Below are 23,434 nucleotides of genomic sequence, written 5' to 3' on the forward strand. Positions count from 1 at the left end.
GCGCGCTGGTCAAACCGGCGCGCGCTCTGGATAGAATGCGGCAACTCTCCTGGAGGCGTCGGGTGTCCGAGACCACGCAACTGGCGTCAATGGTGGACGCGGCCGGAGCAGCGGCGGCGGCCGGTCGTTGGCAGGAGGCCGAGCAGCTGTGGTCGCGCGTCCACGCCGCCGACCCGGGCCATGTGCAGGCGCTCTTCAGCCTCGGTGTCCACGCGTTCCAGCGTGGCGACGCACAGGCGGCGCTGGAATACCTGCAGCGGGCACGCGCACGCGCTCCGCGCGATCCGATGATCCTGCTGACCATCGGTCGGGTCCATCGAGAGGCCGGGGAGACGGAGCTGGAGTGGGGCTGGCTCATCGGCGCGCTGGAGATCGACCCGTACTTCCTGCCCGCGCTGCTGGGCAAGGCCGAGTTCCTCGAGCGGCAGGGCCGGGCGCGGGTGGCGGCCGCGGCTTTCCGTGACGTGCTCAAGGTCGCACCCGATGAAGCCGCATGGCCGGCGCCGCTTCGACGACGGCTGTCGCACGCGCGCGGGGTCGTCGAGCAGGACACGCGGGAACTCGCGGAGTTCCTCGGCCATCGCGTGGCAGCCACGCAGGCCACCATCGATCGCGCATCGTCCGCGCGCTGGGACGAGGCGGTCTCGATCCTCGCCGGGCGGACCCGGCCGTACCACTCGCATTGCAACCAGCTGCACGTGCCGCGGCTGCCTGCCATCACCTTCTACGATGATGCCCTGTTCCCATGGATGCGCGAACTCGAATCGCGCACCGGCGCGATCAAGACCGAACTGCAGGAGATGCTCGCCAGCAAGGGCGAGGACTTCGTACCGTACATCCAGTACCGCCCGGGCGACCCCGTGAACCAGTGGGACAAGCTCAACCACTCGCGCAACTGGAGCGGATTCCACCTCTACGCGCATGGCGAACCGGTGGCCGAACACCTGGCGCAGTGTCCCCTCACGGCGGAGGCGCTGGCGTTGGTGGACGCGGTGGACATCGCCGGCCTGTGCCCGAATGCGATGTTCTCGGCGCTGGCGCCGGGCGCCCACATCCCGCCGCACACCGGCGAGACCAATGCGCGCCTGGTCGGGCACCTGCCGCTGGTGGTGCCGGAACGGTGCAGCTACCGCGTCGGCTACGACTGGCGGCAGTGGCAGGAAGGCAAGTGCTGGGTGTTCGACGACACGATCGAGCACGAGGCGCGCAACGAGAGCGACCAGCTGCGCGTGATCCTGATGTTCGACGTATGGAACCCGCTGCTCAGCCAGGCGGAGCGGGAGATGGCAACGGCAATGGCGAGCGCCATGCGCGACTGGCGAGCGGCTGGCGATCCCGCCGCGACCACGGAGCAAACCGGATGAGGAAGATGCGGACGGTCCTGACCACGATCCTGGTGTTTGCGGCGGCGCCGCTGGCCGCGCAGCCGGCGGGCCATGCCTGTGCGATGCAGCCCGACCCGACCGCCCGCCTCGCGTGCTACGACCGGGCGTTCCCGCCGCCGCCGGAGGTGCAGGAGGCCGCCAGGCAGCAGGCGGAAGCCGGGTTCGGCCTGGGGTCGGCAAAGGCCCGACAGGATGTCAGTGAGCCGGTGGCTGTTGGGGAAGACGCGGACAGCATGCAAGCCCGCGTCGAGAGAGTGGACTACCACGGCGGTGGGCTCCGGGTGTTCGTGCTCGAGAACGGGCAGTCCTGGATGCAGACCGATTCGCGGAGCATGGGGCACGTCCAGCCGGGCGACCAGGTGCTGGTTCGAAAGGGCCTCATGGGTGGCTACCTGCTGGTCATGCCCAATGGGGTCGCTGTTCGCGTGAAGCGCCTACGCTGAGCCGGGACGTGACGGCGTTCCGCGCACAGGCCCTCGACGGAGCCGGGGCCGCGCGCTTCCGGCATGCCGCAAGCCTGTTGCAGGCAGGGGAGACCGCGAAAGCGCTTGCCATCGCCGAACACCTGGCTGCGCAGACGCCGCATGCCGCGGACGCCTGGCAGCTGCTCGGCATGTGTCTGGACGGAAGTGGCCGTCATGCGCAGGCCGTGCTCGCCTTCGAGCGGGCACTCGGGCTTGCCCCAGGTAACGCGGTGGTGGTGAAGAACTACGGCCTGTGTCTGGCGCGCCAAGGGCGTGCGCTGCGGACTGATGGGCAACTGGAGGCCGCGGCGCCCGTGCTGCGCAGGGCCGTGGCGCTCGCGCCATACCAGGTGTCGGCCTGGGTGGACCTCGGCGCCGTGCTGCGGATGCTGGGGCATATCGACGAGGGGCTGGTCGCGTTCCGCAGGGCCGAGGAACTGCTGCGCGGACGAGGGCCTGTTCCAGCCGAACTGCGCGATGCGATCAACGGCACCCTGGTCGATGCGGGGCGCCCGACGGAGGCCCTTCCCGCGGCGCGTGCGCTGGTCGCGGAAAATCCCGGCTATGCGCCTGCGCACGAAACGCTGGCCCACCTGTTGTGGGAGTACGGGCGGGCGCTGGCGCCAGACGAGGATCCGCTGTCGACTTTCCTCATGGCAGCCCGCGACCGGCCGGATAACCGTGAATTGCAGCTGGCGCTCGCGCGCATGCTGGTGTCGGCCCAGCGCGCCGACGAGGCGCTGGAGATCGTGCGTGCGCAGCGGGAGCACGAACCGGACGATCCGCACCTGCAGTGGTTTGCCGCCGATGCACTGGATGCGCTGGGACGCCACGACGAAGCGTTCGCGCTGTACGAGCGGGCCGCACGCAGCGGTCTTGCCGATGTGCCCGCGTTTCTCAACGCCTGGGCTCGGCATGCATTCCGGACGCGGCGCATCGAACTGGCCGGCGAATGCGCGCAGCGGGTCTTACGGATCGATCCCTGCAATCAGGAAGGCTGGAGTCACCTGGCGATCGTGTGGCGGCTTGCCGGCGACGAACGGGAACACTGGTTGTGCGACTACGAGCGGCTGGTTGGCCAAGTCTGGATCGAACCCCCGGCCGGGTTCGATGATCTCGAGGCATTTCTTGCTGCGCTCTCGACGACCCTTGAACCCCTGCATGGCGCGGGGCGCGAGCCGGTCAATCAGAGCGTGCGCGGCGGGACGCAGACCGCCGGCCGCCTGTTCGGGCGGAATGATCGCGTCATCGGCGCCGCCGAAGAATCGGTCCACGCCGCAGTCGAGCGATGGTTGGCCGGGCTTCCCGATGACCCTTCACATCCATTCCTGTCGCGCAAGGGTGCTTGCGCGCGCTTTGTGGGCTCTTGGTCGGTTCGACTGCAGTCGTCGGGGCGGCACGCCAACCATATCCATGCCGAGGGCTGGCTGAGCTCGGCCTTCTACGTGGCGCTTCCACGCAGCGTGCTGGCAGCGGATGGTGGATCGCAGGCAGGCTGGATCCAGTTCGGGCAGCCCCTGGAGGAACTGCGACTCGACCTGTCGCCCCGCTGCTGCATCCGCCCTGCACCGGGCCGTCTGGTCCTGTTCCCCTCCTACATCTGGCACGGTACGGTGCCATTCGAGGACTCGCACCCCAGGCTGACCATTGCCTTCGACATGCAGCCGGGCAGCCCGGCTTGAGTCGCAAGGTGGCAGCCACGCGACACCGGCCGGACCCTCGTGATATACCGGCCGGACCGCCCAGATCGCGGTCATATTCGAGCATCGAGGATACTGCCATGCGCCTTCTTTTCCCCGTCCCCCGTTCCCGGGCGTTTTTCCGCTCGGGCTTCCTGTACTGCGGCCTCGTCGTGGCGACGACCCTGTCTGGTTTCGGCCAGGTATCGGCGGCCGTCCAGAACGCCGCCGAGCAGGACGACGTGACTGAGGCCGGATCCAGGCCCAATGTGGACAAGAAGGGAAAGATCTGCAGAACCGAGGAAGTCACCGGCAGCAGGATGCCCAAGCGCGTCTGCCACACGCCTGAGCAGTGGGAGGCACGCGAGAGGGCGGGGCGCGAAGCCGTGCGTGAACTCGATGCACGATCGGTCGGTCGACAGGAAGGCGCCTGACCGCACCGCGCCGACCCGCCTCGACGGCGACCGGCATTGCAAAAGAAAGGCGGCGGGCTGGGCCCGCCGCCTTCTTTACATCGACTAGCTACGACTCCGGATCAGAACTTCAGCGACACGCTGCCGAAGACGTAACGGCCGACCTGGTCGTAGCCACCCAGCGCGTTGGCGTTGGCGGACAGGCCGCTGTCGCCAGTGAACGGAGGCTCCTTGTCGAACACGTTGTTCACGCCCAGAGTCACCGTGGCCTGGCCGAAGCTCACGCTGCCGTTCAGGTCGAGGTAGTTGTAGGACGGAACGCCGCCCTCGATCCAGATGACGTCGCTGAGCGGGGTGCCGTCCACGTCGTTGTAGTCCATGCCGGCGATATGGCGCCAGCGCATGCCCACGGCGTAGCGATCCCACGAGTAGCGCACCGAGGCGACATGGCGCCAGTCAGGCGTCTGACACAGGAAGGTGTCGTTCACCAAGCCCTTGCAGTCGTAGCCGGTGCTCGGCTCGGCCGCCAGCGTCTGGGTGAAGTCGTCCAGAACGTAGTTGCCCACCAGCCCCGCGTTCAGGCGGCCCACGCCCAGTGCGAAGGAGTAGTCGACAGCCAGGTCCAAGCCGGAACGCTTGTACACGCCGATGTTGTCGGGCAGGTTGTTGATGTGCCCGGTGCCCGGATCGGAAGCGAGGCCCACCCAGAGGTCGTACTCGCCAGCGCGGGCGTCACGGCGGATACGGTCGCAGTACAGCCCCTGTTCCATGCACAGGATCTGGATCGTGTTGTAGCCGATGCCGCCGATCGCACCTTCGATCTCGACGTTGTACCAGTCCAGCGACAGATTGAGGTTCTCGATCGGCTCGACCGCGAAGCCGAACGTGTAGGTGTCGGCCACTTCCGGTGCCAGGCTCGGGTTGCCGCCCGTCTGCATGTTGTACTGGTTGGCGGGGTTGCTCGGGACCGACCCGTATGCAGAGAGCGGAACGCCGGTGCGGGCGCACTGCTCGGCCGTGTATGCCGGGTTGACGCCAGCACACAGGTCCGTACCGCCGGCGTTGAGTGCGATGCGCTGCGTGTAGTACAGGTCGTTCAGGCCCGGAGCACGCACCGCACGGTTGTAGCCTGCGCGCAGCAGCAGCTTGCTGTCCCACAACATGCTGCTCAGGCCGAGCTTGTAGGTGTCGTAGTTGCCCGAGGTCTCGTCGTCCGAGTAGCGATAGCCCAACGAGGCGTCGAAGCGGTTGAAGGCACCGTCTCCACCCACGTAGATCGGCAACGCGGCTTCGAGGAAGAAGTCGTTGACGCGGTTGGACGCGTTGACCGGCAGGCTGGCGGCGCCGGCGCCGGCGAAGTTGCCCGCCGCCGAGTCGCCGTCGTATTCGGTGTAGTAGGAGTAGTCGCGCTGCTCCATACCCACCGCCAGGCCGATTTCCTCTCCGGCAGCAGACGGGAAGCCGAAACCCAGGTAGCCGTTCGCTTCCGCCGAGAACGCGCGGTAGCTGGTCTTGTAGATGCTGAAGCTGGTGCCAGCCATCGCCGCAGCAGCCTCGGGGGTGATCTCGTCGGTCCAGATGTCGTACGGCTGGCAGCCCGGGAACGTGCCGTACACCGGGTCGGTGCAACCCAGTGCGGCGGCCGAGATCCTGGAGATCAGGAAGTCGTTCTTGCCGATGTCGATGGTCTTGGTCTTGCCGGACAGCAGCGAGACGTCGTAGGTCCAGGACGAGTCGAACAGAGCGCCACGGACGCCCGCGGTGATGCGGTGGGTGCTGTCATCGCTGTTGCTGGCGCGCGGGCCGCCTTCCACGTTGCGCTTCCACATCGTGATGCGGGCCATGTCCGTGGCGACGCCGGCGTCGGCGCAGAGAGTGCCGATCAGCGGGTTGTCGCAGGACACGTTGACCGGGACGCCGAAAGCGCCTGATTCCGCGATCTGCAAGTCGGAGCTACGCTCGAGGAACAGTGCCTCGATATAGGGCTCGAAATGCTCGTTGATCTCGTAGCTGCCCATGAAGCCGGCAGTGATGCGCTTGTCGGGACGCTGGTAGAAGTTGATCGGCGCGTAGTTGTAAACATACGTGCCGTTCTCGTAACCACTGCCGTTCCAGATGTAGTTGGCGTTCGTGCCGGTCGGCCACGGAACGACGGCGCCGTCCTGATACTGGTTGACGGTGAAGCGGCCGGGGTCGGCCGTGCCGGAGCCACCGCATTGCGGTGCGTCGAACCAGACCGAACAGTGGGAGTAGTCGCGCTGGCCGTGATAGAGGGCATCGTTCTCGCGCCAGGTCAGCCAGCCGACCGCGTGACCCTTGTTCTCGGCAAAGCTGCCACCGACCACGATGTCGGCATTGCGGCTGATGCCGTCGAAGCCGGAGTTGCCCGTCGGAGCTTGGTAGCCCGCTTCCTCGTTGAGGCCCTGAAAGTAGGAGTTGTCGTTGTCGTGCTGGTAGGCCGAGTAGCCGAAGTTGAGGCTCACGCCCTCGAACTTGTCGTCCAGCACGAAGTTGACCACGCCGGCCACGGCGTCGGCGCCGTAGATGGCCGAGGCACCGCCGGACAGGATGTCCACGCGCTTGATCATCGCCGCCGGAACGATCGACGGATCGGTGACCTCGTTGCGGCTGGCAGGCAGACGGCGGCCGTTGACCAGCGTCAGCGTGCGCTCCGGACCCAGGCCGCGCATCGAAATGGTCGCATGGCCGTAGGAACCGTTGTTCTCGAAGTTGTCGAAACTCAGGTCGACCTGCGGGTACTGGTTGACCAGGTCTTCCACCGTGGTGGCGCCGACCTGGTTGAACTCCTCAGCAGTGATTTCAGTAATCGGACTGGAGGCGGTGAAGGTCTGGCTCTTGATGCGCGAGCCGGTGACGGTGATGGTGTCAAGGCTCGTCGGAGTCTGCTGTGTCTGCTGTTCGCTGGAGTCTTGGGCGACTGCCGTGCCGGTGCCCGCGAGTACGAGGGCGCTGGCCGCAAGCGAGAACGCAATTGCATCGCGAAGCTTGTTCCTCTTCAGTCTCATCTCTCTCTCCAAGTGAGCTGGGAGTTATCCCAGAGGGAACCCGGCCGATGGAGTCAAATAAGACGCCAAATCCGGCAGGGTTGCACCCGATACTAGCGGGGTTCAGCTTGGAATTAAATACTCGTTAAAAAGAAACTTTTCGTTAAATCGTGTGTCGCGCTGCGTGGTAGGACGACACGTTCGCGACGGCAGACGCCCAGTAGGGACAAAAGGCGTGGACGAGGGGTGGTGCGGGCAAGCGATGTTCGTACGCGCGGCAGCCTTGTCAGCCCGCGGGTCCGGGCATCATGGCTTGCATGTCGATTCCGGCCGCGGCGAGCGAATCCCTCAAAGGAGCCAGCTGCCTTTCGTAGCGCTTCCAGCGCCCGATCGACGAGCTGTACAGCGGCCTTCGCACCTGGGCGGCGCTGGCTGTGGCTACGGGACTGGTGTTCTCCTGAAATGCCAGGCAACGTTCGTCCCATTCCAGGCCGCAATGGGACAGGATCACGCGGCTGTTGGTTTCCTGGTCTTTGACCAGTTGCTCGTAGCTGACTTCAAGGATTCTTCCGGGGAATATCCGGTTCCAGTGCGTCATCAGCCTGTGGAACAGGACGTAGTAGTGCCCGATGTCGAGCAGGTCGTACGAGTAATCGAAATAGGGCGATTCGGGTGCGAACAGTTGCCTGAAGTTGCTCAGGCACGTGTCCAGCGGATGTCTGCGAACGCAGACCAGCCGGGCGTTGGGAAGCGCATTTGCGATGTACCCAAGGTAGAGGTAGTTCTGCGGAAGCTTGTCGGTGAAGAATGGCAGCGCTCCCCTGAGGGCACGTGTACTCTCGATGTAGTCCTTACCGAGCTGGTGCCAGTCCATGGGGCGTCTTCCCGCAGCGAGAATGTGGTCAGGGTTGAACATCTCGAACGAAGGGCCCCCCATCGAACGCTTCCATGCTGATGGGAAGTTGTGCAGTTCCCCTGCCGATTGCACCAGCGGATGGCTCGACAATATCCGGTCGACCAGCGTTGTCCCGGTGCGGGGCATCCCGACGATGAAGATCGGATCGGGCGACTCCTCGCCCTTGCCTGACGGATGCCGGTGGGGAGGGAGGCCTGCCGACAGGGCGTGGAAGAGCGCCGCTTCCTTGTCCCTCGAGTATCGGAGCAGCTTCCTGGGGGCGCTCTTGCCAACGGTATAGCACTGGAAGGCGCGGTCGTAGTCACCGAGGTCCTCCAGCTCCTTGCCCAGTGCCATGTTCAGGAAGGTCGTAGCAGTAACCCGGCCGCTCGACTGCGCCGCCAGGTCGGTCAGACGCCTGACGTGATTGGACCCGGTCGTCTGTTTGCGCAGATGTGACAGTGAGTGATGCGCACGCCAGTGGTGGGGGTCGATCCCGACCGCGGCTTCAAGCTCCCGCTCGGCCCCGGCCAGATCCCCGTTGAAGGTGAGAGCCGTTCCCAGGTTGAACCGTATTGCCGCATCGTCAGGTGCCAGCTCGCTGGCACGGCCGAACGCCTGCACCGCCTGCGCATAGGCGTGGCACTGCACGAGGACGACTCCGAGCATGTCGAAGCCCGCGGCGTTATCGGGCGCCAACAGATTCTCGGCCCTGTTGGCCGCATCCAGCGCGGCGCGATACTGCTGCGATGCCGCGCATGCCCGCGCAAGGTACAGGCTGAAATCGGAGCGGGCCGGGTCCATCGCCACGGCGTGTTGCAGATGATCCTGCGCAGCGCGCGCATCGCCCAGTTCAAGCGATGCAACGCCAGCGATAAAACGCAGCTCAGGGTCCAGTGAGTCGAGGCCAATCAGGTGCGACGCAAGTTCGAGAGCCTCGCTCCAGCTTCGACGATTGAGGCTCTCTATAGCCTGCCTTTTGGGACTACGGGGGGCGATGGTCATGTGGATCACCAGGTCTGGGCGCAGTGGCCGGCGCACGGGCGCCGCGGCAGCGGAAATCGTTGTCGCGCAAAAAACTACAGCCCCTTGCGGGGCTGTAGTCAAACGTCAGCGAAGCTCGATGGATCAGAACTTCTGCTGGTAACGCGCGTAGACGAAGCGGCCGATGTCATGACCACCGTAGAACGCGTAGCCAGAGTTCGGCGCCGAGTAGTAGATCGGCGGATCGCGATCGAACACGTTGTTCGCACCGAATGCGATGCGCGCGTTCCAGGGCGTGGCCACGCTGAACTGCAGGTCGTGGAACGTGATCGAGCCCACTTCGTTCTGCGGGACGATCGTGCCGAGCGTATCCGGCGCCTGGTAGTTCGGGATCGAGCAACGCTCCTCGAAGTAGCACTCTTCCTTGGTGCCGGAGTTGTAGCGCATGCCCCAGTTGACCGAGAAGTCGTTGAGGGTCCAGCCCAGGTTGAGGTTGGAACGCACCCGGAAGCTGCCTTCGAAACCGTTCTCCTGCGACGGCACTTCGTCGATGTCGTTGGTGGACTTGGTCTCGTACTTGCTGACGTAGGTGGTCGCCCACTTGGCGTCGAAGCGGCCGTAGTCCGTGTCCAGACGATAGTTCATGTCCAGATCGTAGCCTTCGGTATCTTCGTAGCCCGAGTTCCGGCCGCCATAGGCCAGGTTCGCGACGATATTGCCCAGGCTCGGATCACGCGAGAACAGCGCGCAGCGGCTTTCGATCAGCGCGACGTAGCAGTCGTTCATGATCTCGTTCGGCGTGTCGGCGACGATCGTGTTTTCGATCTTGATCGTCCACCAGTCCAGTGCCACCGAGAAGCCCTCGACGTAGCTCGGGCTGTAGACCAGGCCGACCGTCTTCGACTTCGAGAACTCGGGCTGCAGGAACGGGTTGGAGCCCGAGGTGAACGGAACTGGCGTCTGCGCCGCCGGACCGTTCGTGGGCACGAAGCCCTGCTGCAGCTGGCGGTAATCGGCCGGCACGTCCTGGAGGCAGCGGGCGGAGCCGCGGGCTTCGCCGTAGACGCTGTCGCAGGGATCGCGGAAGCCCGTGGTGAAGGTATCGGACGTTCCGCCGTACAGGTCGCCGATCGTCGGAGCACGGAAGCCCTCGGCATAGGTGCCGCGGACCAGCAGGTCGTCCATCGGACGCCACTTGACGCCGAACTTGCTGTTGGTCGTGTCACCGAAGGTGTCGAAGTCCGAGTAACGCGTCGCCAGGCTCAGGCTCAGCTCCTGCGCGAATGCAGCGTCGGCGAGCACCGGAATGCTGAGCTCGGCATAGACCTCGTCCAGCGAGTACGAGCCGTAGGTGGGGCCCGACGCCAGGTTGGTCGAATCGCCGGACTGCGCGATCGCATCCGGAGTGAAGCCGCCCTCTTCCTTGCGGTGTTCGACGCCGACAGCGAAGCCCAGCTCACCTGCGGGCAGAGTCCACAGCGAACCGGCCAGGTTGGCGAAATAGTTGTTGGTCTCGGTCCTGCCCAGCGCGTGTTCCTGCTTGTAAAGGAACGCCTGCACTTCCGGATCGGCCAGCGAGTTGGTCACGGCGCCGGTGCCGAAGCCCGCGAAGGGGTTCCACGGCACGCAGCCGGCAACCACGTTGCCCGGGGTGCCGCAGACGATCTGACCCTGGCCGTTCATGAAGGACGGGCCGACGGCAAGGCGGATGTTCGGGATGTACAGGTTGCCGTTGTTGACGATCTGGGTATCGTTCTCGTTGAACATGTACCCGACGTCCCAGTCGAAGAAGCGCTCGCCGATCTCGAACGAACCCTCGAGGGCGGCGGTGAACCGCCACGTGGTCTGTTCGGTGTCGGTCGTGCGCGGCACTTCCCAGCCGCGGCGACGCCAGTTGACCGCGGACGCGCCGCCGGTCGGGTTGAAGTAGCTCAGCGCCGACATCGGAGCACGGATCGCGGCTGCCGTCGACTGGGTCGGATAACCCGCGATCTGGCGCGAAGACTCACGCTTGGTGTAGCTCATGTCGGCCACGAAGCGCACGTTGTCGGTCAGGTCATAGGTGGCGCTGGTGAACAGCGAACGACGCTCGAGCGGCGTCATCAGGTGCATCTGGTCGCTGGCCTTGCTGGTGTCGGCGGTGGTCTGCTCGTGCCATCCATCGGTGCCCAGCGCGTCGCTGCCGCGATCGGCCACGAACCAGGGGTCGGTCGCTGCGGCGCCGGGCAGACGCCAGTTGCCCCACTGGCCAACGACCGTGGTGCTGTACTGCGGATAGCCCGGGTAGCTGTCGTTGGAGAACCAGCGGTCGCGGGCCCAGACGCCGTCTTCCTTGTGATACTCCGCGCCGATGGTCAGCGAGCCGCGCTCGCCAGCCATGCCGATGACGAAGTCGTAGGTCTGCTTCTGGCCGTCGCCCTGGTCGTACTGGCCGAAGTAGGCATTGGCTTCGGCGCCTTCGAAGTTGCGGCGGGTGATGATGTTGATCACGCCGGCCATCGCGTCCGAACCGTAGATCGACGAAGCGCCGTCCTTGAGGACGTCGATGCGCTCGACCATGGCAGTCGGGATGGTGGAAACGTCCTGGAAGCCGTCGGGGCTGATGCCCAGGCGCTTGCCGTTCACGAGGACCAGGGTGCGCTGGGCGCCCAGGTTGCGCAGGTCGATGTACTGGCCGCCCGCTTCCTGGTTGGCGGTGAGCGGAGACGTGCGGCTGAAAGTGGGCGAGCCGGCAGAGGGGATGTTCTGCAGGATGTCGGCAACGGTGTTGAAGCCACCGGCCTGGATTTCCTCGCGGCCGATCGTCACGACCGGCTGGGCGGTCTCGACGTCAACCTGGCGGATGCGCGAACCCGTCACCTGGATCCGATCCAGGGTGGTTGCAGGCTCGGCTGCGGTTTCCTGGGCGAAAGCCGCTCCAGTGCCGGCGATCGTGGTGATGCCCGCGGCGAGCGCGAATGTAATCGCGTCGCGGAGCTTGGTGGTCTTCAAAGTCATCTTTCTCTCCGAGTGAGTCTTGCTACGTCTCAGGGCACCTGCCGCGGCGTCAAAGACGACACCAAAGCCGGCAAGGTTGCGGCCGATACTACAAGTGCTCGGGGAAAAATTAAAGTGTCGTTAACAATTCGCCTGTAATTCGTGACGACAGGCGAGGGGCGACTGGAACGCGTTACAGATCCTGCTCGTACCGCACGTAGGGCACGGCGCCCTCGTCGCTCGTCTCGCCATTCGGCGAGAACGGATTGCGGCCGCGGGTAATCACGTTTTCCGCGCCCACGGTGAGCTGGCCGCTCCACGGGGTGCGCCAGGTGACGCCAAGGCCCAGGCCCTCGAAGCGGGGCTGGCCGGGGGTTTCGATGACGCGGCCGATCACGTTGGCGCTGAAGGCGCCATAGCCGCCGCCCACCGTGAGGCTCTTGCTGCTCCAGCGGTCGCTGATATCGGCAGGCGCCTCGGCGTAGGGGATCAGCGTGGCCTTGGCCACGGTCCCGGCGATGGTGACGTAGGCGGCGTCGCCGATGTTCTTCTGGGCGAAGACGGTCAGGTCGTTGAGATCGAGCTCCTGCGCGCCCTGCTGTGCATCGCGCGTCAGCCAGACCGGCAGGCTCTGGCTGCCCTGGCCCAGGCTGACGCCGAAACCGCCGCCGGGCCGGTGGAATGCGGCCGTGGCGCTGGCGCGGTGATTGCCCTCGGACCCGCCCACGGAAGCCAGCTGGCAATGGTCGACCAGGCTGCTGACGGCGCTGAACACGCCGCTGCGCTGGTTGCACAGCAGGGCCAGCGAGTTGCCCGACTCCAGTCCGAAGGTGGCGTCGAGCGAACTGGCGCCGGAGCGCCAGCGGGCGCCGGCGCGGTTGCCTTCGCTGGTGGGTTCGAGCAGGAGGTAGGCCTGCACCTTGCCGCTGCTGTGGTCGACGACCGGAAGCACCGTCTGGTCACGCTTGACCTGCGCATGCGCGCCCGCTGCGAAGCCGAGGGCCAGCAGGAGGGCGGTCATCAGTCGGGCAGGGCGGCGTGGCATGTTGGCTATCGACCCGCGAGCGGGGCAGGAGTTCCTTCTCGATCCGGGAAACGATGCTAGCGCATTTATGTTTATTTAACAATCATCCCGCACAACCTACCTGCACCCCTACTGAACGCGGTCGGGGGCGGCCGTATCCGGCTGGGGCGCGGAGAGCAGTTCCTCGACTTCGGGACCGGTGAATTCATGGCGTTGCCCGCAGAATTCGCAGCGGATCCGGGCCGCGCCATCGATCACCGAGGCGCGCGCCTCGTTCGCACCCAGGCTGCGCAGCATGCCTGCCACCCGTTCGCGCGAGCACGAACAGCCGAACGCCAGCGCACGTCCGCCCAGGGACTGCACGCCTTCCTCGTGGAACAGGCGCGCCAGCAGGGTCTCGCCGGGGGTATCGAGCAGTTCGGCCGGGGGCAGCGTGTCGAACAGCGCGCCGGCGCGGGTCCAGCCGTCGGGGTCGCCCTCGTCGCCCGGCAGCTTCTGCAGCATCAGGCCGGCGGCGCGGTCCTGGTCGGCCGCCAGCAGCAGGCGGGTCGGCAACTGTTCGGACTGGCGGAAGTAGTCCTCGAACGCACCGGCCAGCGAATCCGACTCCAGCGGCACCAGCCCCTGGTAGCGCGCGGGATCGCGCCCGTGCCGCCCCGGGTTCTCGATGGTGATGGCGAGCAGGGCGCCGTTGCCGAGTTCGCGCAGGTCGCGCGAGACCGGCGTGGGGTCGTCCTCGGACAGCTGCGCGATCGCACGCAGCGTGCCGGACGCCGTGCACTCGGCGAACAGCGCGCGCAGCCGGTGCTGGCCGCGCAGTTGCACCGACAGCCGCCCTTCCACCTTGGCATGGCCGGTGAACAGGGCCGAGGCGGCGACCGCCTCGCCAAGCAACTCGGCCACCGCCGCGGGATAGTCGTCGCGGCTGCGGATCGGCTGCCAGGCCTGCTCCAGGTGCACGTGCACGCCGCGCACGCCGGCGCCGGGCAGGAGGAACCGGGTCAGCCGGTCGCTGGCCGCGGAATCAGGGGAATCGGTCATCGGGTTCGCTTCGTACGGGCGGGGCATGGTCGAATAGTGCGGGCGCAAATGTCGCGCCGGAGTCGAGATTGGGGCGAACAGACCATGCCGCAAGCCTTGCCGGGAGGCATCCCGACCGAGCCTGCCACGCGACCGCGCAGGCGCTGGCTGCGCAGGCTGTTGCTGTTGCCGCTGTGGCTGCTGCTGTTCACGGTGCTGCAGGTAGTCGCGCTGCGCTTCGTGGACCCGCCGTTCTCCGCGTTCATGGCGATCCGCCAGGTCGAGGCCTGGATGCAGGGCGAAGGCGGCTACCGGATCGCCCATGACTGGCGGGACCTCGAGGACATGGCGCCGTCGCTGCCGGTGGCGCTGATCGCGGCCGAGGACCAGAACTTCGCGATCCACTCCGGCTTCGACCTGCGCGCGATCGAGCAGGCCCGCAAGCGCAACGAGCGCGGCGGGCGCCTGCGCGGCGGCAGCACGATCAGCCAGCAGCTGGCGAAGAACCTGTTCCTGTGGCAGGGCTCGAGTCCGCCCTCCCGCTGGCTGCGCAAGGGCGTCGAGACCTGGTACACGGTGCTGCTCGAAGCGCTCTGGCCGAAGCGCCGGATCCTGGAGGTCTATGCCAACGTCGCGGAGTTCGGCGACGGGGTGTACGGAGCGCAGGCCGCGGCGCGCACCTTCTTCGGCCGCGACGCGTCCGCGCTGGGCACGGCCCAGAGCGCGCGACTGGCGGCGGTCCTGCCGAGTCCCAAACGCTACAGCGCGGCCAACCCGGGCCCCTACGTCCAGCGGCGCACGCGTGCGATCGAGCGCAACATGCGCCAGATCGGCGGGACGTCCTATGTCGACGCGCTGGATTGAGGCGCTTCGACAAGGCCGGCACGAAACCGCGCCCGCCTCGGCTACGATGCGCGCCATGAGCCATGACCTGCTGACCGTCGTCATTGCCGCGCGGGACGAAGCCCAGGCGCTGCCGCTGCTGCACGTGCGCCTGGCGCGGGTGCTGGATGCGCTGGCGGACGACCATGTGGAAGGCCGGATCCTGTACGTGGACGACGGCAGCCGCGACGGCACCTGGGACGTGATGCGCGGCCTGGCCAATGGCGACCGTCGCGTCGCGCTGCTGCGGCTGTCGCGCAACTTCGGCAAGGAGGCGGCGCTTACCGCCGGCCTCGACCGGGTCGAGGAAGGGGCGGCGATCATCCTCGACGCCGATGGGCAGGACCCGCCGGAACTTCTGCCGCGTTTCGTGGCGCTCTGGCGGCAGGGCTACGACGATGTCTACGGCATGCGCGAACAGCGCGATGGCGAGGGCTGGCTCAAGCGCGCCAGCGCCCATGTCTTCTACCGCGTGATCCAGCGGCTGTCGAGAACGCCCATTCCGACCGACACCGGCGATTTCCGCCTGCTGTCGCCGCGCGCGCTGGCGGCCTTGCGGCAGTTGCGCGAGCGCCACCGGTTCATGAAGGGGCTGTTCGGCTGGATCGGCTACAACCGCGTCGCGCTGCCCTACCGGCGCGAGGCGCGGGTGGCCGGGCACAGCAAGTTCAACCTGTGGAAGCTGTGGAACTTCGCGCTCGAGGGCATCACCAGCTTCTCGACCGCACCGCTGCGGCTGGCCACCTACCTGGGCCTTTTCGTGGCGCTGCTCGCCTTCGCGTACGCGCTCATGATCGTGACCAAGGCGCTGTTCTACGGCGACCCGGTGGCGGGCTGGCCGACGATGATGTCGGTGATCCTGTTCCTGGGCGGCGTGCAGCTGGTGGCGCTGGGCCTGATCGGCGAATACCTGGGCCGGCTGTACGAGGAGTCCAAGCAGCGCCCGCTGTACCTGGTCGAGGACTGGCGTCCCACGCCCGCCGGAGTATGCTCGGCCGCATCGCAGCCATCGGGAGGGAAGCGCCATGCGTACGGTGCGTCAACTACTGGAAGCCAAGACGCCTGAACTGTTCGCCGTCGCCCCGGACGCACCGGTCATCGATGCGATCCGGCTGATGGCGGCCAAGGGCATCGGCGCGGTGCTGGTGATGGACGGCTCCCGCCTGGTCGGGATCCTGTCCGAGCGCGACTATGCGCGCAAAATCGTGCTCGAGGGGCGTTCGTCGAAGGACACCCCGGTCAGCGCGATCATGACCGCGCAGGTGATCACCGTCGGCCCCGACCATGGCGTCCCGGGTTGCATGCAGCTGGTCACGCACAACCGGATCAGGCACCTGCCGGTGATCGAGCAGGGCGCGGTGGTGGGCATGATCTCGATCGGCGACCTCGTGGCCGCGGTGATCGAGGACCAGCAGCACGAACTCGACCAGCTGCAGCGCTACATCGCCGGCTGAGCGTCAGCGCGTGATGTCGTAGTGGAAGGGCATCCGGAATCGGACGACGACCGCTTCCCCGGACCGCGTCGCCGGCTCGAAACGCCAGTACTGCAGGGCGAACAGCGCATGTGCGCACATCTTTTCGTCTGCATCGGGATCGGGTGAAGCGTCGCTGGCACGGCCGTCGACATCGATGCTGAAGCTCACATGGCAGCTGCCGGTCTTGCCGGACAACAGGCGGCTTGCCGGGTAGATCGGCACGAAGGCTTCAAGCACCCGGGGCGGCGTGTCATAGGTGTCGGAGGACTGCCCGCCGAGTACGGTGTTGAGCTGCTCGATCTGCGGCGCCGTGAGGGGAGTCAGTTCCCGCGGAACGCGGTCGAGCGCGTGCGTCGCCGAGGCGAATGAGGCAAACAGGCAGGCGATGGCCAATGCGTTGCGGAACATGGGTCGCTTCTCCTGGCGGATGGATGGCGTCCGGTATTGTCGTGGATCGGCGCCTACTTCGCGTAATCGCCGCCGCAGTTGCTGTCCTCGCCCGGTCCCAGTTCCAGCGTGGCCAGCAATGCAGCCGGTGGCGCGATGCTGCCCAGTGCCAGGGCGAAGGCCCCGCGCAGCCCGAGGCGGGCGAAGTCGGGGCGGAAGCTGGGATCGGCGAAGGTTCCGCCCACGTGCAGGGGCGAGCGCAGGGCGAGGATGCTCCGGTCCTTGGGGCGCGGGCGCAGTTCCAGATCCAGGGTTTCCTCGCCCAGGTCGATCTGGCCCTTGCCCACGATGATGGTGTCGGTGGTGTCGAAGGCCAGCGCGCGCGAATCCATCACGCCCTGCTTGACGCCGAAATCGGCGAAGGCGCAACGCACGGGCACCTTGCGGTCCTTGCCGATGAGGTACTTCACCGTCTCGTAGATGTCGATGCCGGCGAGTTCCACGAGCAGGTTGCTGATCTCGCCGCGGCCCATGCCCACCGCCACGTCGCCATCGGCGCTGGCCAGCATGGCCGCGACCGAATTGCCGGTGCCGGCGAGGTTGAAGCTGCCGGCCAGGCGGCCGACCGTGTCCTTGGCCAGTTCCACGTCAGGGAACAGCCGGGCCAGCTCGACCTGGCGAAGCGCGGCCTTGACCCGGGTGTGGATGGTGTCGCGACGCGCATCCATCCGGACGTCGGCGCGGATCTCGCCGCCGGCGATGCCGAAGTTGAGCGGGTCCAGGCGCAGCAGCCCGGCTTCCAGCAGCAGGTGCGCGTCCATGTCGTCGATGGGCAGGTCCGGCGCGTTGATGCGGCGCGCGCGCAGGCGTACGTCCGCGTCCATCGAGCGCAGCTTGTGCAGCTGATAGGGGTGCGAAGGCAGGACCTTGCCCCGGGCGGCCTGTTCCGCGGCCTGGGCGGCGAGGACCGGGTCGAGCTGCTCGCCTTCGGCGTCCGGGGCCGCGCCGACGAAGCCGGCGAGATCGTCGAAGTCCAGGCGGTCGGATACCAAGTCGGCCTTGAAGAACAGGCGTTCGCCGCCGGTAGTGACCGCGGCCGACCCGCCCAGGTCGCTCTGGCCGACCTTGCCGGTGAACGTGTCGTAGTGCCAGGTAGTGCCGTCGCGGGTGAGGCGGCCATCGACCGAGTAGGGCGGTGAATCCGGGAGCGCGAGGCCCAGCAGCGGATACAGGTGGGCGAGGTTGCGGCCGGAGAGCGCGAACTGCACGTCGAAATCGCGCAGCCGGAACGGATCGATCAGACTGCCGCGGGCGTGCGCGCGGGTGGCGCCGGCGCGCGCGCGCAGGTCGAGACGATAGGGACGTTCGGTGTCCTGCAGTTCGAGCGGCGATTCGGCGGTGCCCTCCAGGCTGAACTCGTTGCCGCTCCACTCGCCGCTTCCCTCGAGCGCCATGGACGGCGCCGCGCCCGCTTTCGATGCTTCCTGGCTGGCCAGCTCGATGTCGATGGCGGTCTCGCTGCGCGCATCCTCGAAGCGCAGGCGGCCCTCGTCGACCCACAGCCTGCGCAGCTGCAGCGGTTCGCCGCCGTCATCGTCGAAGCCGAAATCCCAGTTGCCGGGTCCGCCTTCGGGGCCGGTTTCCAGGCGCACATCGGGCCGCAGCAGGCGCAGTTCGGGCAGGCGCAGCCTGCCGATGAGCAGCGGCCAGAACTCGAACTGCAGCACCAGCCGCTCGGTGGTGGCCATGTCCGCATGCGCCGACCACTCCGGGTTGCCCAGGCGCAGGCGGTCCGCGGTGACCGTGATGACGCGGCCCAGGTCGACGTCGAGGTCGCCGGCAATCTCGAATTCGCGACCGGTGCGCGCTTCGACGACGGCCTCGACCGGCGGCTTGAACCAGTTCCAGTCCCAGAGCAACACCAGCAGCACGAGCAGCGCGGCGATCACGCCCAGCACCGCCAGCGTGCGTCGTGATGGCCGGCGGAACCGGATCGCGCTGCGCGCGTTGGGGGCTGGGGTGGGGCTGGACATGGCGCCAGACTTGCGCGCGTCGCGTCATCCCTGCGCGAAAGCGATGCGAAGGGTTCAGTTTCGCGAGGCCCGCGTGGTCAGGGCTGGGGCACCACCTGGGCCAGCACCGCCACGTAGTGGCAGACGCTGCCGCCAATGCAGAACAGGTGCCAGATGGCGTGCGCGTAGGGCAGGGATTCGCGGTGGTAGAAGAACGTGCCCAGGGTGTAGAACGCGCCGCCAGCGATCAGCCAGCCGAAGGTCCAGGCGTCGAGCGTGGCCATCACCGGCTTGATCGCCACCAGGACCAGCCAGCCCATCGCCACGTAGATGAGCGTGGACAGCCGCTTGAAACGGCCGGTGTAGAACAGCTTGAACACCACGCCGGCCAGGGCCAGCGTCCAGATCGCGGCAAACAGGCCCCAGCCCCAGGATCCGCGCAGTCCGATCAGCGTGAAGGGGGTGTAGGTGCCGGCGATCAGGAGGTAGATCGCACAGTGGTCGAAGACCTTGAGCCGGCCTTTGGCGACCGGATGCTGGATCGAGTGGTACAGCGTGGACGCCAGGTAGAGCAGCAGCAGGGTGACGCCGAACACGATGGCCGCGCCCAGCTGCCAGCCGTCGCCGTGGATCGCGGCCAGCGTGATCAGGACCGCGCCGCCGGCCAGCGCCGCGGCAGCGCCGAAGCCGTGGGTCAGCGCGCTGGCGACCTCGTCGCGCAGATGCGCAAGGCGTGCGGCGCGCCGGCGCGCGCGCACTGCGCGGAACTCGCTGTGGGGAGTGCTCACGTCCATACGTTACCGCATTGCCGCGGGGCGTGGGAGCGCCACCGGGCTGCGTTCACGGCTGGCCCGGTGCCTGGGGTCGGGCGGCCCGGGACGTGGCGGCGGCGCTCGCTTCGACGTCCTCAGCCGGCCGCCACCGAATGCGCGTGCTCACGGGTAGCCATGAACTCGACGCCGGGCGAACGTTCCTGGGCCAGCTGCAGGTTGACCCGGGTCGGCGCGAGGTAGACCAGCTCGCCGGCGGCGTCGATCGAGAGGTTCAGCGCGTGCTTGTCGCGGAACTCCTCCAGCTTCTTCCCGTCGTCGCACTTCACCCAGCGTGCGGTCGCCACCTGCACCGGCTCGAAGATCGCGTCCACGCCGTACTCGTCCTTGAGCCGGTAGGCGACCACGTCGAACTGCAGCACGCCGACCGCGCCCAGGATCAGGTCGTTGCTCATCAGCGGGCGGAAGAACTGGGTGGCGCCCTCTTCCGACAGCTGCGCCAGGCCCTTCTGCAGCTGCTTGAGCTTGAGCGGGTCGCGCAGACGTGCGCGGCGGAACAGCTCCGGCGCGAAGTTCGGGATGCCGGTGAAGCTCAGCGACTCGCCCTCGGTGAAGGTGTCGCCGATCGAGATGGTGCCGTGGTTGTGGATGCCGATCACATCCCCGGGCCAGGCCTCGGCCGCGATCTCGCGGTCGCTGGCCATGAAGGTCAGCGCATTGGCGAGCTTCAGTTCCTTGCCGCTGCGCACGTGGAAGGCCTTCATGCCGGCGGAAAAGCGCCCCGAGCACACGCGCATGAAGGCGACGCGGTCGCGGTGCTGCGGGTCCATGTTGGCCTGGATCTTGAACACGAAGCCGGTCAGCCTGTCTTCCTGCGGCGCCACTTCGCGCCCGGTGGTCGCACGCGGCCGCGGCGACGGCGCGTGCTCGACGAAGAAGTCCAGCAGCGGCTGCACGCCGAAGTTGTTCACGCCCGAACCGAAGAACACCGGCGTCTGCCTGCCCTCGAGGTAGGCCTGCTTGTCGAACGGATGGCTGGCGCCCTGCACCAGCTCGAGCTCGTCGCGCAGGTTGGCCAGCATGTCCGCGCCGATCCGGGCGGCGAGCTCGGGCGCGTCGAGCGAGGGAAAGATGGTCGAATCCTGGCGGGTGAAGTTGCGGCCCTGCTCGTACAGGTGCACTTCGCCGGTGAGCAGGTGGACCACGCCCTTCAGGCGCTGGCCCATGCCGATCGGCCAGGTCACCGGCGCGCACTGGATGCCGAGCACCGATTCGACCTCGTCGAGCAGGTCGATCGGATCCTTGCCCTCGCGGTCGAGCTTGTTGATGAAGGTCATGATCGGCGTGTCGCGCATGCGGCACACCTCCATCAGCTTGATCGTGCGCTCCTCCACGCCCTTGGCCACGTCGATCACCATCAGCGCGCTGTCCACCGCGGTAAGCACGCGGTAGGTGTCCTCGCCGAAGTCGGCGTGGCCGGGGGTGTCGAGCAGGTTGATGATGCGGCCCTCGTAGGGGAACTGCATCACCGAGGAGGTGACCGAGATGCCGCGCTCCTTCTCCAGCGCCATCCAGTCGGAGGTCGCGTGGCGCGAGGTCTTGCGCGACTTGACCGAGCCGGCCATCTGGATCGCGCCGCCGAACAGCAGCAGCTTCTCGGTCAGCGTGGTCTTGCCCGCGTCGGGGTGGGAGATGATGGCGAAGGTGCGGCGGCGCGCGGCTTCAGTGGCAACGTCGGGCATGGCGATACCCGCCGCGGTGGCGCCGGGAGGTCTGCGGAAAGCCGGAAATTATACGGCCACGCGCGGTGAAGGGCCGGCTGGGGATACGGGCGTGCCGGATGCGGCCCGCGGCGTCCGCCTGCTGCATGCGGCCGCGACGTCGCCCACTGGCGTGGACCCGCACCGCCGTGCCCCAGCTTCCTCCGATCCGGTGTCGCCCGTCGGGCCTGGCGGTCCGGCCTGTGGTGGCGACCCGCGACGATCGAGGATCCCGCCCGAAAAGCCCGCCGCGCCTACCCGCCCGGCGTGGCCTCGAAGCGCAGGATGCCCTGCGGCCCGAACATCCGGAACGGCACCGACTCCAGGCGCATGCCGCGGTTGGCGTGGACCACGAAATGCAGGTGCGGGGCGGTGCTCAGCCCGGTGTTGCCGGAGCGGCCGATGGTCTGGCCGCGACGCACGTGCTGGCCGGTGCGGACCAGTACGCCGCCGGTCTGCAGGTGGGCGTACAGGGCCATCGTGCCGTCGTCGTGCAGCACGCGGATGAAGTTGGCGCGCGCCAGCAGCGCGGCCTCGTCCTCGTCGGCCCCGGCCTCGTCGAAACGGGCCTCGGCCTGCATCACCACGCCGTCGCGTGCGGCGACCACCGGGGTGCCGACCGGTGCGGCAAAGTCGACCGCATGGCGGTTCTCTGCGTCGTGGTGGCTGTAGCCGCCGCCCCAGGCCTGCTGGATGCGCAACGGTGCCGACGCCAGGGGCCAGGCGTATTCGACGTCGCGCGGCCGCGCGTTCGGCGATCCCGGCACCGCGACCACGCGCAGGCGCGGGTTGCCCCGCGCGATGCGCGCCAGCAGCGTGGCCGAGCGCGGCTGCACGGTGCCGCGCGCGGGCAGGGGCGGATCGCTGGCGACGGCCGCCTCGCCCTCGGCGTGCAGCATCACCTCGATCGGGCCGGCGAGCAGGTTGTCGATCCAGGCGAGGGCGCCGTCGGCGTCCGGCTCCACGCGCAGGCGGGCCACCGCGGCGGCTTCGGCCGGCAGGGCGAGGCGCTCGACGGCGCCGGCGCGCGGGGTGCCGTCGACCCGGTCGGCGTAGTGGACGCGGCCCTGCGCGTCGGTCCAGCGATAGACCGTCGAGGCCTGCGCGGCGGCGGCCATCGCCAGCGCCAGCGCCGCAGTGGCGATCGCCAGCCGGTGCCGGCTCATTGGATGCAGGCCGGGTCCAGGTCGAGCGCGCGGGCGACATCGCGCAGGTCGAAAGCGGCGACCGCGCGGTCGCTGTGGACGGCGAACAGGGCGCCGGCCGGAAAGCGCGCGGTGGAGGCCGCGTGCAGCACGACGCCGTCGGTCCAGGCGGTGACCTGCCCGCTGAACGCCCCGCGTGGGGCCAGGCTGACCCGGTCGAAGACCCGGAACACCGTCAGCGGCCGCAGCTGGTCGACGGCGATCCAGTAGCCGGTCCCGGCGGTGCAGGCCCACAGCGCGATGCCCTCGGGTTCGGCCAGGAACGTCCCGGGCTGCAGCCCGCCACCGGTGAAGCGGCCGTCCAGGGTGTATTCGCGCAGCGCCGTGCCCTGCCGCGCATCCTCGTCGGCGACCAGCAGGCGGTCATGCGCCGGGTCGCCGTGCAGCGATTCGACGATGTGCAGCGCGGTTGCGGGCGCGGTGTCGCCGAACGCGCCCAGGTGGTGCGCCTGCGGCGGATCCCCGATCTGCAGGTCGATGCGGAAGCGGTGCACGCGACGGTCGAGCTGCGACAGCGGCGGCACGGTCCTGAAATCGGCCCCGTCCATGAAGCTGTCGGTGACATAGACCTGGAGTTCGCCGGGTTCGGGTTCATGCGCCCACAGCCCGTAGGGGCTGCGCAGCAGGCCTTCGCCGAAGCTGCCGAGCGGGCGGAAACCGGGCAGCGACAGCATCTGCACGCGGCGGTTGTCGCGTTCGGATACCAGCAGCAGGTCGCCGTGGACGAACACGCCGTTGGGCCGCAGGAACTCGCCTTCGCCGCTGCCGCGGCGGCCGACGCCGCGCAGCTGCTCGCCGCTGTCGGCGTCGAACACCACCAGTTCGTGGGTGTTCTTGGCGGTGGCGATCAGCCACACCGCGCCGTCCTCGGTGGGCCAGGTGGCGAGCGAGTCGAGCTCGTCGTCAGGATTCTCGATGGTGACGTACCGCTCGGGCACGGTGGCGACCTCCGCCGGCGGCGGGGTCGCAGGGCCGGTGGCGATCACCGGGACGCGCGGAGTCGCGCAGGCAGCCAGCAGCAGGGCCGCCACGAAGGGGAGGGCAGGACGCATGGCGCGGATTATCGCCGCAAGTGCGGCCCAAACGAAGTATCGCTTC

18 protein-coding genes are annotated in these 23,434 nt (G+C 67.8%); 7 read left to right on the forward strand and 11 right to left on the reverse strand.

Going from position 1 to position 23,434, the window contains the following annotated elements:
- The first annotated feature begins 62 nt into the window (after window positions 1-62).
- The 4 genes from Q0863_RS01255 (at window position 63) to Q0863_RS01270 (ending at window position 3,962) form a co-directional block, all read left to right on the forward strand.
- Window positions 63-1,364, forward strand: coding sequence for an aspartyl/asparaginyl beta-hydroxylase domain-containing protein (locus Q0863_RS01255; RefSeq protein WP_298573743.1), 1,302 nt, complete (start codon window positions 63-65; stop codon window positions 1,362-1,364).
- Between the two features lie 5 nt (window positions 1,365-1,369).
- A complete protein-coding gene (locus tag Q0863_RS01260; protein ID WP_298573744.1) occupies window positions 1,370-1,828 on the forward strand; it encodes a hypothetical protein in 459 nt (152 codons plus the stop codon).
- An 8-nt stretch (window positions 1,829-1,836) separates the two neighbouring features.
- Entirely contained in the window at window positions 1,837-3,531 is a 1,695-nt protein-coding gene (locus Q0863_RS01265; protein WP_298573745.1) for a tetratricopeptide repeat protein, read from the forward strand.
- A gap of 98 nt (window positions 3,532-3,629) precedes the next feature.
- The gene (locus Q0863_RS01270; RefSeq protein ID WP_298573746.1) at window positions 3,630-3,962 is read left to right on the forward strand and encodes a hypothetical protein; all 333 of its coding nucleotides are present in this window, start codon (window positions 3,630-3,632) and stop codon (window positions 3,960-3,962) included.
- Between the two features lie 101 nt (window positions 3,963-4,063).
- Here the strand turns inward: Q0863_RS01270 and Q0863_RS01275 are convergent, their stop codons facing one another.
- The 5 genes from Q0863_RS01275 to Q0863_RS01295 form a co-directional block, all read right to left on the reverse strand.
- Entirely contained in the window at window positions 4,064-6,967 is a 2,904-nt protein-coding gene (locus Q0863_RS01275; RefSeq protein ID WP_298573747.1) for a TonB-dependent receptor, read from the reverse strand.
- 265 nt (window positions 6,968-7,232) lie between these two features.
- The gene (locus Q0863_RS01280; protein WP_298573748.1) at window positions 7,233-8,846 is read right to left on the reverse strand and encodes a tetratricopeptide repeat-containing sulfotransferase family protein; all 1,614 of its coding nucleotides are present in this window, start codon (window positions 8,844-8,846) and stop codon (window positions 7,233-7,235) included.
- A gap of 123 nt (window positions 8,847-8,969) precedes the next feature.
- Entirely contained in the window at window positions 8,970-11,822 is a 2,853-nt protein-coding gene (locus tag Q0863_RS01285; RefSeq protein ID WP_298573749.1) for a TonB-dependent receptor, read from the reverse strand.
- A 172-nt stretch (window positions 11,823-11,994) separates the two neighbouring features.
- The gene (locus Q0863_RS01290; protein ID WP_298575814.1) at window positions 11,995-12,810 is read right to left on the reverse strand and encodes a hypothetical protein; all 816 of its coding nucleotides are present in this window, start codon (window positions 12,808-12,810) and stop codon (window positions 11,995-11,997) included.
- A gap of 144 nt (window positions 12,811-12,954) precedes the next feature.
- Window positions 12,955-13,866 (reverse strand): Hsp33 family molecular chaperone HslO, encoded by a 912-nt coding sequence (locus Q0863_RS01295; RefSeq protein WP_298573750.1) that lies wholly within the window; start codon window positions 13,864-13,866, stop codon window positions 12,955-12,957.
- A gap of 84 nt (window positions 13,867-13,950) precedes the next feature.
- Here Q0863_RS01295 and mtgA point away from each other — a divergent pair, with 84 nt between their 5' ends.
- Genes mtgA through Q0863_RS01310 form a run of 3 tightly spaced genes read left to right on the forward strand, consistent with a single transcriptional unit; the run spans window position 13,951 to window position 16,181 of the window.
- The gene (gene mtgA, locus Q0863_RS01300; protein WP_298573751.1) at window positions 13,951-14,709 is read left to right on the forward strand and encodes a monofunctional biosynthetic peptidoglycan transglycosylase; all 759 of its coding nucleotides are present in this window, start codon (window positions 13,951-13,953) and stop codon (window positions 14,707-14,709) included.
- A gap of 55 nt (window positions 14,710-14,764) precedes the next feature.
- On the forward strand, window positions 14,765-15,793 hold the full coding sequence (locus Q0863_RS01305) for a glycosyltransferase family 2 protein (RefSeq protein ID WP_298573752.1): 1,029 nt from the start codon (window positions 14,765-14,767) through the stop codon (window positions 15,791-15,793).
- Window positions 15,753-16,181 carry a CBS domain-containing protein gene (locus Q0863_RS01310; RefSeq protein ID WP_298573753.1) on the forward strand — a complete coding sequence of 143 codons (429 nt, stop codon included), beginning with the start codon at window positions 15,753-15,755 and terminating at the stop codon, window positions 16,179-16,181. The genes Q0863_RS01305 and Q0863_RS01310 overlap by 41 nt, the downstream gene beginning before the upstream one ends.
- A gap of 3 nt (window positions 16,182-16,184) precedes the next feature.
- Here Q0863_RS01310 and Q0863_RS01315 read toward each other — a convergent pair whose 3' ends face one another.
- The 6 genes from Q0863_RS01315 to Q0863_RS01340 form a co-directional block, all read right to left on the reverse strand.
- Window positions 16,185-16,610, reverse strand: coding sequence for a TonB family protein (locus Q0863_RS01315; RefSeq protein WP_298573754.1), 426 nt, complete (start codon window positions 16,608-16,610; stop codon window positions 16,185-16,187).
- Between the two features lie 53 nt (window positions 16,611-16,663).
- Window positions 16,664-18,622: an AsmA family protein gene (locus tag Q0863_RS01320; RefSeq protein WP_298573755.1), complete on the reverse strand. Its 1,959-nt coding sequence runs from the start codon at window positions 18,620-18,622 to the stop codon at window positions 16,664-16,666.
- A 77-nt stretch (window positions 18,623-18,699) separates the two neighbouring features.
- Window positions 18,700-19,359, reverse strand: coding sequence for a hemolysin III family protein (locus tag Q0863_RS01325; protein WP_298575817.1), 660 nt, complete (start codon window positions 19,357-19,359; stop codon window positions 18,700-18,702).
- Window positions 19,360-19,508: 149 nt separating this feature from the next.
- Window positions 19,509-21,113, reverse strand: coding sequence for a peptide chain release factor 3 (locus Q0863_RS01330; RefSeq protein ID WP_298573756.1), 1,605 nt, complete (start codon window positions 21,111-21,113; stop codon window positions 19,509-19,511).
- Between the two features lie 272 nt (window positions 21,114-21,385).
- The gene (locus Q0863_RS01335; protein WP_298573757.1) at window positions 21,386-22,297 is read right to left on the reverse strand and encodes a M23 family metallopeptidase; all 912 of its coding nucleotides are present in this window, start codon (window positions 22,295-22,297) and stop codon (window positions 21,386-21,388) included.
- Window positions 22,294-23,388 carry a phytase gene (locus Q0863_RS01340; protein WP_298573758.1) on the reverse strand — a complete coding sequence of 365 codons (1,095 nt, stop codon included), beginning with the start codon at window positions 23,386-23,388 and terminating at the stop codon, window positions 22,294-22,296. The genes Q0863_RS01335 and Q0863_RS01340 overlap by 4 nt, the downstream gene beginning before the upstream one ends.
- Between the last annotated feature and the right edge of the window lie 46 nt (window positions 23,389-23,434).

It is taken from the genome of uncultured Luteimonas sp. (assembly GCF_947492465.1).
In the GTDB taxonomy this organism is placed as follows: Bacteria; Pseudomonadota; Gammaproteobacteria; order Xanthomonadales; family Xanthomonadaceae; genus Luteimonas.

Excerpts from the sequence above, each read along its gene's own strand:
- Q0863_RS01260 (WP_298573744.1), top strand. The coding sequence starts at position 1,370 with ATGCGGACGGTCCTGACCACGATCCTGGTGTTTGCGGCGGCGCCGCTG.
- Q0863_RS01270 (WP_298573746.1), top strand. The coding sequence starts at position 3,630 with ATGCGCCTTCTTTTCCCCGTCCCCCGTTCCCGGGCGTTTTTCCGCTCG.
- Q0863_RS01275 (WP_298573747.1), bottom strand. The coding sequence starts at position 6,967 with ATGAGACTGAAGAGGAACAAGCTTCGCGATGCAATTGCGTTCTCGCTT.
- Q0863_RS01280 (WP_298573748.1), bottom strand. The coding sequence starts at position 8,846 with ATGACCATCGCCCCCCGTAGTCCCAAAAGGCAGGCTATAGAGAGCCTC.
- Q0863_RS01285 (WP_298573749.1), bottom strand. The coding sequence starts at position 11,822 with ATGACTTTGAAGACCACCAAGCTCCGCGACGCGATTACATTCGCGCTC.
- Q0863_RS01295 (WP_298573750.1), bottom strand. The coding sequence starts at position 13,866 with ATGACCGATTCCCCTGATTCCGCGGCCAGCGACCGGCTGACCCGGTTC.
- mtgA (WP_298573751.1), top strand. The coding sequence starts at position 13,951 with ATGCCGCAAGCCTTGCCGGGAGGCATCCCGACCGAGCCTGCCACGCGA.
- Q0863_RS01305 (WP_298573752.1), top strand. The coding sequence starts at position 14,765 with ATGAGCCATGACCTGCTGACCGTCGTCATTGCCGCGCGGGACGAAGCC.
- Q0863_RS01310 (WP_298573753.1), top strand. The coding sequence starts at position 15,753 with ATGCGTACGGTGCGTCAACTACTGGAAGCCAAGACGCCTGAACTGTTC.
- Q0863_RS01315 (WP_298573754.1), bottom strand. The coding sequence starts at position 16,610 with ATGTTCCGCAACGCATTGGCCATCGCCTGCCTGTTTGCCTCATTCGCC.
- Q0863_RS01320 (WP_298573755.1), bottom strand. The coding sequence starts at position 18,622 with ATGTCCAGCCCCACCCCAGCCCCCAACGCGCGCAGCGCGATCCGGTTC.
- Q0863_RS01330 (WP_298573756.1), bottom strand. The coding sequence starts at position 21,113 with ATGCCCGACGTTGCCACTGAAGCCGCGCGCCGCCGCACCTTCGCCATC.
- Q0863_RS01335 (WP_298573757.1), bottom strand. The coding sequence starts at position 22,297 with ATGAGCCGGCACCGGCTGGCGATCGCCACTGCGGCGCTGGCGCTGGCG.
- Q0863_RS01340 (WP_298573758.1), bottom strand. The coding sequence starts at position 23,388 with ATGCGTCCTGCCCTCCCCTTCGTGGCGGCCCTGCTGCTGGCTGCCTGC.